11 protein-coding genes and 4 tRNA genes are annotated in these 13,282 nt (G+C 52.7%); all 15 read right to left on the bottom strand.

Annotation, left to right across the window (positions count from 1 at the left end; genetic code table 11):
* Positions 1 to 142: 142 nt before the first annotated feature.
* The 15 genes from ACJHWK_RS22320 to wecA all read right to left on the bottom strand — a co-directional run bounded on the left by ACJHWK_RS22320 (position 143) and on the right by wecA (position 13,134).
* Positions 143 to 219 (bottom strand) — tRNA-Pro (locus ACJHWK_RS22320).
* Between the two features lie 42 nt (positions 220 to 261).
* A tRNA-Leu gene (locus tag ACJHWK_RS22315) sits at positions 262 to 348 on the bottom strand.
* Between the two features lie 20 nt (positions 349 to 368).
* Positions 369 to 444, bottom strand: a tRNA-His gene (locus ACJHWK_RS22310).
* 58 nt (positions 445 to 502) lie between these two features.
* Positions 503 to 579, bottom strand: a tRNA-Arg gene (locus tag ACJHWK_RS22305).
* Positions 580 to 681: 102 nt separating this feature from the next.
* Complete coding sequence (gene thrP, locus ACJHWK_RS22300) at positions 682 to 2,067, bottom strand: bifunctional threonine/serine APC transporter ThrP (protein WP_001521758.1); 1,386 nt, start codon at positions 2,065 to 2,067, stop codon at positions 682 to 684.
* A gap of 190 nt (positions 2,068 to 2,257) precedes the next feature.
* Entirely contained in the window at positions 2,258 to 2,998 is a 741-nt protein-coding gene (gene wecG, locus ACJHWK_RS22295; RefSeq protein WP_021523312.1) for a lipopolysaccharide N-acetylmannosaminouronosyltransferase, read from the bottom strand.
* A 2-nt stretch (positions 2,999 to 3,000) separates the two neighbouring features.
* Entirely contained in the window at positions 3,001 to 4,353 is a 1,353-nt protein-coding gene (gene wzyE / locus ACJHWK_RS22290; RefSeq protein ID WP_001600754.1) for an ECA oligosaccharide polymerase, read from the bottom strand.
* The gene (gene rffT / locus ACJHWK_RS22285) at positions 4,350 to 5,429 is read right to left on the bottom strand and encodes a TDP-N-acetylfucosamine:lipid II N-acetylfucosaminyltransferase (protein ID WP_000217257.1); all 1,080 of its coding nucleotides are present in this window, start codon (positions 5,427 to 5,429) and stop codon (positions 4,350 to 4,352) included. The genes wzyE and rffT overlap by 4 nt, the downstream gene beginning before the upstream one ends.
* Positions 5,426 to 6,676 carry a lipid III flippase WzxE gene (gene wzxE / locus ACJHWK_RS22280; RefSeq protein WP_000050247.1) on the bottom strand — a complete coding sequence of 417 codons (1,251 nt, stop codon included), beginning with the start codon at positions 6,674 to 6,676 and terminating at the stop codon, positions 5,426 to 5,428. The genes rffT and wzxE overlap by 4 nt, the downstream gene beginning before the upstream one ends.
* A gap of 1 nt (position 6,677) precedes the next feature.
* Positions 6,678 to 7,808 (bottom strand): dTDP-4-amino-4,6-dideoxygalactose transaminase, encoded by a 1,131-nt coding sequence (gene rffA / locus ACJHWK_RS22275; protein ID WP_000612044.1) that lies wholly within the window; start codon positions 7,806 to 7,808, stop codon positions 6,678 to 6,680.
* A gap of 4 nt (positions 7,809 to 7,812) precedes the next feature.
* Positions 7,813 to 8,487 carry a dTDP-4-amino-4,6-dideoxy-D-galactose acyltransferase gene (gene rffC / locus ACJHWK_RS22270; RefSeq protein WP_001145185.1) on the bottom strand — a complete coding sequence of 225 codons (675 nt, stop codon included), beginning with the start codon at positions 8,485 to 8,487 and terminating at the stop codon, positions 7,813 to 7,815.
* A 40-nt stretch (positions 8,488 to 8,527) separates the two neighbouring features.
* Complete coding sequence (wecC, locus tag ACJHWK_RS22265; RefSeq protein ID WP_001521756.1) at positions 8,528 to 9,790, bottom strand: UDP-N-acetyl-D-mannosamine dehydrogenase; 1,263 nt, start codon at positions 9,788 to 9,790, stop codon at positions 8,528 to 8,530.
* A complete protein-coding gene (gene wecB, locus ACJHWK_RS22260; protein ID WP_001306792.1) occupies positions 9,787 to 10,917 on the bottom strand; it encodes a non-hydrolyzing UDP-N-acetylglucosamine 2-epimerase in 1,131 nt (376 codons plus the stop codon). The genes wecC and wecB overlap by 4 nt, the downstream gene beginning before the upstream one ends.
* Positions 10,918 to 10,972: 55 nt before the next feature.
* Positions 10,973 to 12,019, bottom strand: a complete 1,047-nt coding sequence (gene wzzE / locus ACJHWK_RS22255) for an ECA polysaccharide chain length modulation protein (RefSeq protein ID WP_001295256.1) — start codon at positions 12,017 to 12,019, stop codon at positions 10,973 to 10,975.
* 11 nt (positions 12,020 to 12,030) lie between these two features.
* The gene (gene wecA, locus ACJHWK_RS22250; protein ID WP_001050960.1) at positions 12,031 to 13,134 is read right to left on the bottom strand and encodes a UDP-N-acetylglucosamine--undecaprenyl-phosphate N-acetylglucosaminephosphotransferase; all 1,104 of its coding nucleotides are present in this window, start codon (positions 13,132 to 13,134) and stop codon (positions 12,031 to 12,033) included.
* Positions 13,135 to 13,282: the final 148 nt, after the last annotated feature.

Below are 13,282 nucleotides of genomic sequence, written 5' to 3'. Positions count from 1 at the left end.
CAGTTGCCAGACCGCAAGGTGTTTTAACAAATCAAAAGGGGTTTTAATAACTGGCTTAAAGCTGAAAGCTTTCCGGAACCCCCAGCCTAGCTGGGGGTTTTCTGTGCACAACAAAAAACCCCGCCGAAGCGGGGTTCAAAATTGGTCGGCGAGAGAGGATTCGAACCTCCGACCCACTGGTCCCAAACCAGTTGCGCTACCAAGCTGCGCTACTCGCCGAAATACTGCTTTTTGAATTTTTAGTTCAATTCTTTAAAGTCGTGGTGCGAGGGGGGGGACTTGAACCCCCACGTCCGTAAGGACACTAACACCTGAAGCTAGCGCGTCTACCAATTCCGCCACCTTCGCATTGTCACAACTTCTAATAATGGGGTGGCTAATGGGATTCGAACCCACGACAACTGGAATCACAATCCAGGGCTCTACCAACTGAGCTATAGCCACCACTACAAATCTTGTTACGCGGTATTACTACCACCGCAGCTCAAGCGCCGGGACTAAATGGCGCGCCCGACAGGATTCGAACCTGAGACCTCTGCCTCCGGAGGGCAGCGCTCTATCCAGCTGAGCTACGGGCGCTTAGCGCCGTTGCGGGGGTGGATAATACGGACTTCCCACCCCTCTGTCTAGTCCCTTTTTAAATAAATTGCGCGTTTGGTTACGGTTTGTGCGTTTTGCTGCTTATTCCTCCAGTTTATGCGCTTTACCGTGGCGATTAAGCCCAAAAATTTTATAAATCGCCGTCACCGCCAGCATAAAGATGATGCCGACAAACAGCGACATACGCGTATCTTCATTAAAGTACATGCCGATCAAAACGCAAATCAGGAATGCCATTGTTACGTAGTTGACCCACGGGAACAGGATTGAGCGGAACGGATGGCTGGCAATCGCCGCTTTATGCGCACGACGAAAACGCAGCTGGCTTATCAATATCACAAACCATGGCACCATCCCCGGAAGCACGCTGGCACTGTAGACGTAGACAAACACACGCTGCGGATTGGGAATGATGTAGTTCAGGCATGAGCCAATTAACAGGATAGCAATAGATACTGCCACACCCGCAACCGGTACGCCGTGACGGGAAACTTTCGCCATCGCCGTCGGTAACTGACGGTTTTTCGCCAGTGCGTAGAGCATACGTCCGCAACTGTACATGCCGCTGTTACAGCCAGAGAGCGCAGCCGTCAGCACCACAAAGTTGATAATGCCCGCCGCTGCGGTAATGCCGATTTTGGCGAAAGTCAGTACGAACGGGCTGCCGTTGCTGCCTATTTCATTCCACGGGAAGATGGTGACGATAACGAAAATCGCGCCTACGTAGAAAATCAGGATTCGCCACAGCACCTTGCCTACGGCACTGCGCAGCGTCACCTGCGGATTCTTCGCTTCACCGGCAGTAATGCCAATCAGCTCCACGCCCTGGTAGGACGCCACCACAATACACAGCGCGGTCAGGAACCCTTTCCAGCCCCCCGCAAAGAAACCGCCATGCTCTGTGAGATTGCTAAAACCAATCGACTGCCCGCCATTGCCAAAGCCAAAGAAAATCACGCCCAGGCCAATGACAATCATCACGATAATCGTGGTGACTTTGATCATCGCGAACCAGAACTCGATTTCGCCGTACAACCGCACCGCCGCCAGATTCGCCAACGCCACCAGCGCCACCGCGATCAATGCGGGTATCCACTGCGCCATCTCCGGGAACCAGAACTGGACATAAACGCCAATGGCGGTGATTTCTGAGATCCCCACCGCCATCCACATAAACCAGTAAGACCAGGCTGTGAGATAGCCAAAGAACGGGCTCATATAACGATGCGCATAAACGGCGAACGAACCGGTAACCGGTTCGAGGAATAACATTTCGCCCATTGAACGCATGATGAAAAAGACGAACAGCCCGGCGATGATATAGGCCAACAATACGGATGGCCCGGCCCATTTCAGGGTACTGGCGGCCCCCATAAACAGGCCGACGCCAATGGTGCCCCCCAGGGCGATGAGTTCGATATGTCGAGCTTCCAGCCCACGCTGTAGCTCTGGTTTGTTATCTGCCATAAATCCTCGTGTTGTGTTTGCATGCTTTCCGGTGTTACCGGTTATCGTTATGGGTACATCGAGTGTTGCGAATGTTTTCGTAATTCAGGAGAAATGGCAAATAAAGCATTAAAAATTTGAATGCTTTGTGTAATAAAAAAGCAGGAAGGCGACGAAGTGACCACTCCGTCGCTTTACAGAGAGAGGAAAATCAGAGGTTGCCGGTGTAATGCCAGCGTAAATAACGCAGCAAACGAAGCTGACGCTTAAGGCGGCTCGGCTGCGAAAGCAGGCGGTAGAGCCACTCCAGCCCCAGCGTTTGCCAGATTTTCGGTGCGCGTTTCACGTGACCGGTGAAAACATCGTAAGTCCCGCCAACGCCCATATACAGCGCATCTGGATGCACCAGACGGCAGTCGCGCATGAAGATCTCCTGCTTTGGCGATCCCATCGCAACGGTGACGATTTGCGCTCCGCTGGCATGAATGCGTTCAAACAGCGCCTGACGCTGCTCGGGTTTAAAATAACCATCCTGGCTGCCAACGATATTCACATTCCACTGGTTGCGCAGTTTAGCTTCAGTTTGCGCCAGCACTTCAGGTTTACCGCCCACAAGAAATACCGGTGTCCCTTCTTTGCCTGCGCGCGCCATCAGCTCTTCCCAGAGATCCGCCCCGGCAACGCGGGAAACCTGCGCCTGCGGGTACTTTTTACGTACTGAACGTACAACGCTGATGCCATCCGCATATTTAAATTCGGCAGCGTTAATTAACTCCCTGACCTCGGCGTTATCTTCAATGGTCAGCATTTTTTCAGCATTAATGGCAACCAGCGTTCCCTGCTTAAGCTGCCCGTCAGCGAACAGATAATCGAGGGCGTGCTGCATATCACGCCAACCGATCAACTGTAAGCCACGCAGCGTATAGGTCGGTGCCGTGGTGTTGTTATTCATTGTTATCCTTCAACCTGCGTCCGGAGCGATGATTTTGTTCGTTTATGAATGAGTCCGGCGCTTTCAAAAAGCCAGTACAACAGTTTTGCGATCATCAGACATGCGCCGAAGACCACGATAAAAAAGACCACGCGTGAGACAAACGAATCCAGCCCTTCACGTGCCAGCACGATCATATTGAAGATCGCCCCGAAGCAGAAACTGTGCAATATCGCAGCCTTATAGCGATTAGTCTCGCGGTTGCCCAGCTCATACAGCCAGTCGAACCATTTGATGATCAGGCCAACCACAATCGCCCCGAGCGGGATGAACAACGCGCCGCCCATCACCACCAGTGAGCCTATAAGCGTAGGCGAGATCGCCAGCCCGGAGTGGTTATTCAGCACTTCCCAGGTAAAGTAGTTGGCGGTGTTCAGTACCATACTCGGGCGACCCGGCCACAGCCAGGAAGGGATAAAGACATAGAAATCGCGGACAATGGGAGCCAGACCCTGGAAGTCGATGTTGTCGTAGTTCTGCAACAGCAATGCCAGATTCTCCCACGGCGAAAAGGTATCGCGGGTGAGATAGAGAAACGTATAGAACGCTTCATCACCGCTCACATTCATTCCATAGCGTTTTAGCGCCAGCCAGAACATGCCCACAATCCCCAGCACGCCCGCCGCCGCCAGCATCCACAACGAAATCCAGCCGCGAATAATGCCAATAAACAGGAAGATAGCGAATGCGATGATGATATTGGCGCGAGTGCCGCCGACAATCATATAAGTCAGCAAGCCAAAGGCGACCGTGCTGACGAGGAAAAACAGCCACGCTTTGCTGTCCTGGCGCAGAAAGTAGACCACCAGCATCGCCGGGATGAAAAAGTAAAAGAAGCGTTTTAACGCCACGCCGGAGACTTCACTGGAGAAGATCTGACTGTAGGAGTTAAGCCGGAACAGCAAAAAGCCGTTGTGCATGAAGAAGATGCCGACGCTTACCAGCGCGACGCCCATCAGGATCACCCACGTGAGATTGGTCTCCACGCGGTTCATGGTAAACAGCGGACGGCGCGGTACATCGGCAACGCGTTTGCGTAGGCGGGTTTTGTAGGTGACGTAGTAAACCGCGTAGAAGCAGCCCGCAGAAAGCAACGCCTGCAACAAGATTTCTGGCGGCGCGACACCAACATCAAAGCGAAATACCAGCACGCTGGTCAGCGGGAAGCCGAAGAAAAAGGTGAGCAAAAACAGCAATGAAAAGAAGACATTGAAGTTAAAACGCACACGGCGAAACTCAAACCAGGTCAGCGTGGCAATAAACAGCGTGCAGAGCAGCCAGACAACAAACAGGCCACTGAATTGCAGCAGACTCATGCAACCTCCCCGGCGGCAATCGCCAACGCCCGCTGCCAGCCTTGCAGATAGTTCGGGCTAAAGAAGGCAATGGTGTTTTTATCCACCGACGCCAACTGGCGCTGCGCTTCACGCACAATATCCTCGTTGAGATCGTCGGTAGTAAACAGCACCGGCAAATGCTGTTCCGTCATATCCTGCCAGAACGGATTTTCCCGGTTAAGCACACAAGGAATGCCCGCCTGAATTAGTAAGCACAGCGTACCAATGCCCTGCTGGCGGGCAAAAATAAAGTAACCAAGATCGCACTGACGAAGTAGCGCCAGATAGGCGTCAAATTCCAGTTTTTCGTTCAGAATTTGCAGATTTTCTTCGCTGAATAACGCCAGCCCCGCCTGACGAACTTCCTCGATGTACGCTTCGTTATTAGGCGGATATCCCATCGGCACCACCACTTTTACCGTATCGCCAAATTGCTGATGAACGGCGCGCAAGGCAGCAATATGCTCATTGCTGCGGTCGCCGGAGTTCCCCACCAGAATGGTCATTTTCCCTTTACGTTGCCGATCATTCGCCATCATATTGAGTGAAGGGTCCATCCGCGTCGGGAAGTACAGCAGTTCGCCCCGCACCTTTGGATGCGTTTTGGCAAAAAAGCTCAAATCGCCGCGGGTGGCAAATACACAGCCGACTCGCTTTTGCGCCAGGCGACGTAGTGGGTAAAAAAGCTTATATCTCAAGCCACTGGAAAGCTCGTACAGGTCTGCCCCCCAGATATGCCAGTAAAACTGGCTGGGCTTAATGCCACCACTCAGCAGAGCCAGCCACAGTGTGGGATTGAACTGACCGTGGAAGAAAAAACGCTGCTGACGGTTAGCTTTTGCTTTCGCGATGACCGCTTCCGCCAGCGATTTTTTCCCAGGGAAAAATTGCACAGAAAGCGCCGGACAGCTATCACTTAAGCCGTCGTCCTTGCCAACAACCATAAACTCGCGCGCGTGCTCGCTCGTCGCGGCCAGCGCGTCGTTGAAAAACCGCAGAACGGTTCGGTTATGGTGAGGGATATCCGATCCCAGTACGTGAATCAGTACAGTCATGCCCGCCTACGCCAGAGTAAAAACACGCCACAACAAAGAGAAAAATAGACGATATAGGTTGCCATATAGGCCTGCGCCGCGCCCAGTGCACCATGCGCAGGGATTAGCCAGTGGGCAAATACCATCAATAAAGTGAACTGGCTGACTTCCGCCAGAATATAAAACCGCAGTGACGCTTTGGCGATCACCAGATAACCAAAGACATAAGCGCCCACTTTTAACACATCACCCACTAACTGCCAGGCAAAGAGATCGCGCATAGCGGTAAATTTATTCGACAACAGCAGCCAGATAGCAAAATCACGCAGCAACCAGACGGTAAAACTCGCCGCCGCCACTGCCGGTAAGACGAATTTCAGCGATTTAACCACTTCCCGGGTGATATCGCGCTTTTCCGTTAGCCGCGACAACGTGGGCAGCAAATATACGCTGAACGATGCCGTAATAAATTGCAGGTAGGCATCGGAAATACTGCTCACCCCTTGCCAGATCCCCACCTCATCCCAGCTATACTGCGCCGCCAGCAGTTTACGCATCATGATGTAAGCAACAGGCAAGGTCACCGACGTAATCAACGCCATGAGCGTAAATTTGCTCAACTGCCCTGCCAGGCCGTTATCCCAGCTGGGTTTCAGATAGCTTAACGGGATTGCACCACGCTTAATTAGCATGATGACGGCAGGAATCACCACCAGCGCGGGAATCAGCGCCAGACCCAGCAACGCCCCTTCATAACCGCCCAAACGGTAACTGACGTAGTACGCAAAAACGCCAATCAAGCTGCCGACAATCAGGGATAACGCATTACCTGCGGCATCGCGAAAGCCTTTCATCAACGCCAGTAACAGGTTGCCCCAGGCAATCCCCATTTGCACCAGCGCCACTAAACGCACCAGTCCCTGATAGTCGGTATTACCAAACAATCCCTGGCTGATTGGCGCTGCTGCCAGCACAAAAACCAGCGCCATTAGCGTAGAGAAGCCAAGTACCATCGCTGATGAAGTGCCGACCACGCGGCGCAGCTGTTGGGGATTATCATGGTACTGAGCAACGTATTTGGTTACGCCATTAAAGATGCCAGCCCCGGCAAGCACGCCGAGCACGGTAATCAACTGGCGGAAATTTGCCGCCAGCCCAAGCCCCGCCGGACCAAATGACACCGCCAGCAACTTACCGACCAGTAACCCGGCACCAATCTTGACCAGTGTACTGGCCGCCGTCCACAAGGACGCTTTTGCCAACGACATATCAGGAGAAGTAGTTCAACAAAGTCGCAATTACCGTACGCTGATTGACGGGCGACAGGTTGTAGAACAGCGGCAGGCGCAGCAGGCGCTCACTCTCTTTGGTGGTGTAGCGATCTTCACCGTGGAACTCACCAAAGCGTTCCCCCGCAGGGCAACCGTGCAGCGGAATGTAATGGAACACCGCCATGATTTCCGCTTCTTTCAGAAAGTTAATCAACGCGCTCCGGTCATCAATATCCCGCAGTTTAATGTAGAACATATGCGCGTTCTGCACGCAGCCATCGGGAATCGACGGCAGCTCGATACGCCCGGCTTTCGCCAGAGGTGCTAACGCATCGTAGTAGTTTTGCCACAGCGCCAGACGTTGCTGATTGATACGATCTGCTGCTTCCAGTTGCGCCCACAGGTAAGCAGCTTGCAGATCGGACATCAAATAGCTGGAGCCGATATCGCGCCAGGTATATTTATCGACCTGACCACGGAAGAACTGGCTGCGGTTTGTGCCTTTTTCACGGATGATCTCGGCTCGTTCGATCAACGCTTTATCGTTAATCAGCGTCGCGCCGCCTTCACCGCCCGCCGTGTAGTTTTTGGTTTCATGGAAGCTAAAGCAGCCAATATGACCAATGGTTCCCAGTGCACGCCCTTTGTAAGTGGACATCACGCCCTGAGCAGCATCTTCCACCACAAACAGATTATGCTTTTTCGCCAACGCCATAATGGTGTCCATTTCGCAGGCCACACCCGCGTAATGGACCGGCACGATAACGCGCGTTTTGTCGGTGATCGCTGCTTCAATCAACGTTTCGTCGATGTTCATGGTGTCCGGGCGAACATCCACAAAAACGATTTTTGCGCCACGCAGCACAAAGGCATTGGCAGTGGAGACAAAGGTGTAGCTCGGCATGATCACTTCATCGCCAGGCTGGATATCGAGCAGCAGCGCCGCCATCTCCAGCGAAGCGGTGCAGGACGGCGTCAGTAACACTTTGGCGCTGCCAAAACGTTGCTCCAGCCACTGCTGGCAGCGACGGGTAAAACCGCCATCGCCACACAGTTTGCCGCTACCCATTGCCGACTGCATATAGTCGAGTTCGGTTCCCACCACCGGCGGTGCGTTAAATGGAATCATGTGATCACCTGTATAACCAGTACGCGGTGCTTTCTACATTCGCACCACTTTGTATGTATCGTTTAAGCGCGGCGGTGTTGCCCATCTGGGTCGCCACCCGCAAAGTTGTTTTACCGCGAGCATACGCCCAGTTTAGCGCCGTTTGCATCAGCTCAGCACCTGCACCGCGTCCAGCCAGCAGGCCAATTCGCGCATCTGTCGCATTGAGTTCCCGTAAAGAGACATAGCCGCGAATAGCGCCGGACGCCGCACGTAAAATCAGACATTGATGATCAAAGGTGCCGCGCACGGCATTTTCAATCCACTGTGCATAAAAGCGACCGCTGGCGTCAGGCGCATACCACGGCGCACGAAAACGGCTTTGCGCAAATGCGGCGCTGGCTAACTGACGTAATGCGGGAATATCTGTCTCTTGTGCCACTTCTGCGCCGCTATCACCGACATTGTTCACGGGTAGCGCCAAATCAACTTCACCTTCTACCAGGGAGAATCCCAGCTGTTGCAGGGCATCCAGTTCACCCGTATTTGATGCCGCAATTTTGGCCTGCACCCGTGACCACGGCGCTAACGCGTCTGGCGTCAGGAGCGGTGCTTCAGACGTAATGCGCACAATGGCGCTGTTAACACCAAAGAAGGCGTTTTCCCAGGTTAGTGGCTCAATACTGGCGCGGACGGGCATTGTGTGACTCCCTCAAAACAGTCATTCACGGTAATCAGTATCAGCGCCAGACTCCTTTAGCATCGACGACATATTGCTGACGAACGTTGTCGCCGCTGATGGCTTTGAACTGGATATGATCGACCAGCATCACCAGCACGTCTGCCGTTGCCAGCGCCTCGTCAAGCTGCGCCAGAGTACAAAGCCCGGTCAGTTTTTTCGGCAACTGGTGGATGTTAGGCTCAACAACCAGCGTTTCGCCGCTATGCCACTGGGCGATCAGTTCAGCGATTTCCATCGCCGGGCTTTCGCGCAGGTCATCAATATTCGGTTTAAACGCCAGACCAAAGCAGGCGATTTTCAGTTCACTGGCGCGTTTATCGGTAGCAGCAAGGCAGTCGGCAACCGCCGCTTTCACCTGATCGATAACCCAGAACGGTTTGTGATCGTTCACTTCGCGCGCAGTACGGATAAGCCGCGCCTGCTGGGGGTTCTGTGCCACGATAAACCACGGATCAACAGCGATGCAGTGACCGCCCACGCCAGGGCCAGGCTGAAGAATATTGACGCGAGGGTGGCGATTCGCCAGGCGAATCAGTTCCCAGACGTTAATTCCCTGATCGGCACAAATCAGCGACAGTTCGTTAGCAAAAGCGATATTCACATCGCGGAAGCTGTTTTCGGTGAGCTTACACATTTCCGCCGTCCGCGAGTTAGTGACGACACACTCACCTTCGAGGAAAATTTTGTACAGTTCGCTGGCGCGGGCCGAACAAACCGGCGTCATACCACCAATCACGCGATCGTTTTTAATCAGCTCGACCATTACCTGGCCCGGTAACACGCGTTCCGGGCAGTAAGCAATGTTGACGTCCGCCTGCTCGCCCACCTGCTGCGGGAAAGTGAGATCTGGACGCATCTCTGCTAACCATTCTGCCATCTTCTCGGTTGACCCCACCGGCGAGGTGGATTCAAGGATCACCAGCGCGCCTTTTTTCAGCACTGGCGCAATGGAGCGAGCAGCCGATTCAACGTAGGTCATATCTGGCTCATGATCGCCTTTAAACGGCGTGGGTACAGCAATCAGCCAGGCATCCGCTTCAACTGGCGTCGTGCTCGCTCGTAAAAAACCGCCTTCTACGGCAGTTTTTACTACGCTCGCCAAATCAGGTTCGACGATATGGATTTCGCCACGATTGATGGTATCAACCGCATGTTTGTTGATATCGACACCAATCACCTGTTTTTGCCGAGAGGCAAACGCAGCTGCTGTAGGCAGCCCGATGTAACCCAGTCCGATAACAGAAATGGTCGCAAAACTCATAGTGATATCCGATTATTTTTTAACGCTTCCAGAATGCGAGAGCATGCCTGACCATCACCATACGGGTTATGGGCGCGGCTCATAGCTTGATATTCGTTTTCGTCTTTTAAAAGACGCGTCACTTCCTCGACAATTCGCTGCTTATCCGTGCCTACCAGACGCACCGTACCCGCCGTCACCGCTTCCGGACGCTCAGTGGTATCGCGCATTACCAGCACCGGTTTCCCCAGCGAAGGCGCTTCTTCCTGAATGCCGCCTGAGTCGGTCAAAATCAGCCAGGCGTGGTTCATCAGCCAGACAAACGGTAAATACTCCTGGGGATCGATCAGAATGACATTTTTCACGTGCCCCAGAATGCGATTGACCGGCTCTCTGACGTTCGGGTTGAGATGCACTGGATAGACAATCTGGATGTCCTGGTGCGTGGTGGCGATGTCTGCCAGCGCATGGCAGATTTCTTCAAAGCCACGACCGAAGCTCTCACGCCTGTGACCGGTCACCAGAATCATTTTTTTATTGGGGTCGATAAACGGGTAATTTGCCGCCAGTTCTGAACGCAGCGTATCGCTGCTCATCACCTGGTCACGCACCCATAACAGTGCATCAATAACTGTATTACCGGTAATGAAGATTCGGCTGTCAGCAACATTTTCACGCAGCAAGTTTTGCCGGGAAGTTTCGGTTGGAGAGAAGTGATACATCGCCAGATGCCCGGTCAATGTACGGTTAGCCTCTTCCGGCCACGGCGAATAGAGATCGCCCGTGCGCAGACCAGCCTCAACGTGACCAACAGGAATACGCTGATAAAACGCCGCCAGGCTGGTTGCCAGCGTTGTAGTAGTATCGCCGTGAACCAGCACGACGTCTGGTTTGAACTCGGCAAGAATTGGTTTTAGCCCTTCCAGAATCCGACAGGTTATCTCTGTCAGGCCCTGTCCTGGCTGCATTATGTTGAGATCGTAGTCAGGTACAATGGAAAAGAGTTTCAGCACCTGATCGAGCATCTCCCGATGCTGCGCAGTGACGCAAACTTTAGCCTCAAAAAAAGGATCTTTTGCCAACGCATGCACCAACGGCGCCATCTTGATGGCTTCCGGGCGCGTACCAAATACAGTCAGTACTTTCACATCGATTCTCTTCGAATAAGCGGCGAGCGCCTTTGCGCTCACCGCAGCAGTGTTGCTATTTCGAGCAACGGCGGGTTAATGCGACACCAGCCCCGATCAGCCCCCCGACAATGCCCCACATAATCATCAGGAAGGCACGACGTGGGCTATCGCGTTTTACCGGTTCTTCCGGCGTACGCAAATAGCGATAGGTCTGAAAACGCGGATCCAGGGTTGGACCAACATTCAGGGTGTTTAACATGGCCCGATTCTGATCATAGTCGAGATCAAAGGCCGGACCGACGGCCTGTAAATTTTCCAGTCGAGCCTGGAGCATTGGACGCCCAAGCAGGAACATTTCTGAATCAGGTAATTCCTCGGCAGGCACATCTGTCGCACTGCGCGAAATATTATGCTGCTCAGCAATTTTCAGCGCCTGTTCAATACTGTTCATCCGGCGGTCGTAGATAGCTTTCGCCACCTCTTCCTGACGCTTCACCTGAGCTTTCATCTGGATGGTACGTGCCGCCCATGCACCTTTCAGCTCATCATTCAGATGGCTGGCTGCACGCTGGCTGGCAAAAGCAACATACTGACGTAACAGGTTATTAGCGTCAGGCGCGGTTTCGGCAATCAGCTTCACGCTGTCATTGACCGCGCGGGTAAAGTCTCCGGGGATAAACTGGATGTTGTTAATCATTTCATCCAGCAACGCCGCATCGGCTTTGCTGTTGCCCACCATCCGCTGCTTGTAATAGTCGGTTTGCAGCCAGAACTCTCTGCGGGTATCCCACGAGGCCAGTTGCATAACAAACTCTTTATAGGCTTCGTCCATGACCGATGGTTGGTCGGCAGAAGCCATGTTTGAACGGACATCCAGGTTACGCAAAAATTGCTGCTGCGAGTAATATCCCCCCAGCATATTCACCGTTGGACGATCGGTAATCGCCGTCGAGCTCCACTCCTGACGAGCAAAAAACGTATACGCCAGCGCGATTAACGCAAACGCCAGCCCCATGCCAATAATCCATAGCTTCCCAGCCCACAAGGTACGAAACAACCCACGAATATCCAGTTCATTTTCAGCGTCTTCGGCCGGTTTCCCAGGCATTGGTTGTGTCATCACATCCTCATTTATTTGGTTAAATTGGGGCTGCCACCACGATTTCTACGCAGTCTGCGTTTTACGCGCTTAATAAAGCGAGCAACTTTCCAGGCACGCTTAATGCAATATCCATAGAGGAAGAATGCTAGCAAAAAGAGCACCAGCATGACCCACTCCGGGACAAAATGAGAATATTCTGCCAGCACCCCAATGGAGGCGAGCAGAGCTGCGGCAAGGGTAATCAGCACAAACGCCTGGCGGGAAGTAAACCCGGCACGCATGATCAAATGGTGAATATGCTGGCGATCAGGAGAGAACGGACTCATGCCTTTACGCAGGCGACGGTACATAATCGCCACCATATCCATTAGCGGAATGGCGATTATCCACAAAGCGGTAACCGGGCTGATGGGATGGGTTTTGCCCTGGGTCGTTTCGAGCAGGATCCAGATAACGGTAAAACCAATCAGCGTACTGCCCGCATCACCCATAAAGACTTTGTAGCGGCGACCCAGGATACCAAGGTTAAGCATGATGTATGGCAGGATGGCGGCGATCATCGCAAAACACCAGATTGCAAGGCTGGTTTGCCCGTCGAACCACAAAATCATACCGATTGCTGCAAACGAGACGCAGGACAACCCGCCCAGCAAGCCATCAATGCCATCAACCATGTTGAACGCATTAATGGCCGCCCAGACGGCAAATAGCGTCAGGAAGTAGCCAAACGGTCCGAGCACCATCTCCCAGGAGCCAAAGATATAACCCAGGCTACTGAGATAAAGTTTGCCGAACACCATCATAACAATGCCAACAGCGGCCTGTATGGTGGCACGGATTTTTACGCTGATATCAAAACGGTCATCCAGCGCGCCAATGAAAACAAGCACACCGGCACAAGCGAGATAGAGAGATGCATGCGGAATATAGTAATCGACAATTCCGAACGTGAAGCAAATCCCTGCGTAAACCGAAATCCCCCCAACGAGAGGTATCAATCCCTGGTGACGTTTGCGGAAGTTAGGTTTATCCACTAAACCGACTTTTTTTGCCACCTTACGGGCAAAAAACAGAAACAGTGTCGTGAATAAAAAAATACTGATGAGATCAGTACTCACTGTCAGTAAATTCACAATGCATGCTCTCAGAGAAAATTATTAGCAGAAGTATAACCACGAAGGCCATTATTCAGAAGGGAAACTCTGCTCTGAACCCACCAACCTTGTGCAAAAAACAACCACGTGATTCGTGTTATGCGCAATAAACAAACATAACTCGTAT

This window comes from Escherichia sp. WS547, assembly GCF_046486065.1.
Classification (GTDB): domain Bacteria; phylum Pseudomonadota; class Gammaproteobacteria; order Enterobacterales; family Enterobacteriaceae; genus Escherichia; species Escherichia coli.
The sequence above is the reverse complement of the archived record's forward strand: the minus strand, read 5'-3'. Positions and strand labels throughout refer to the sequence as shown.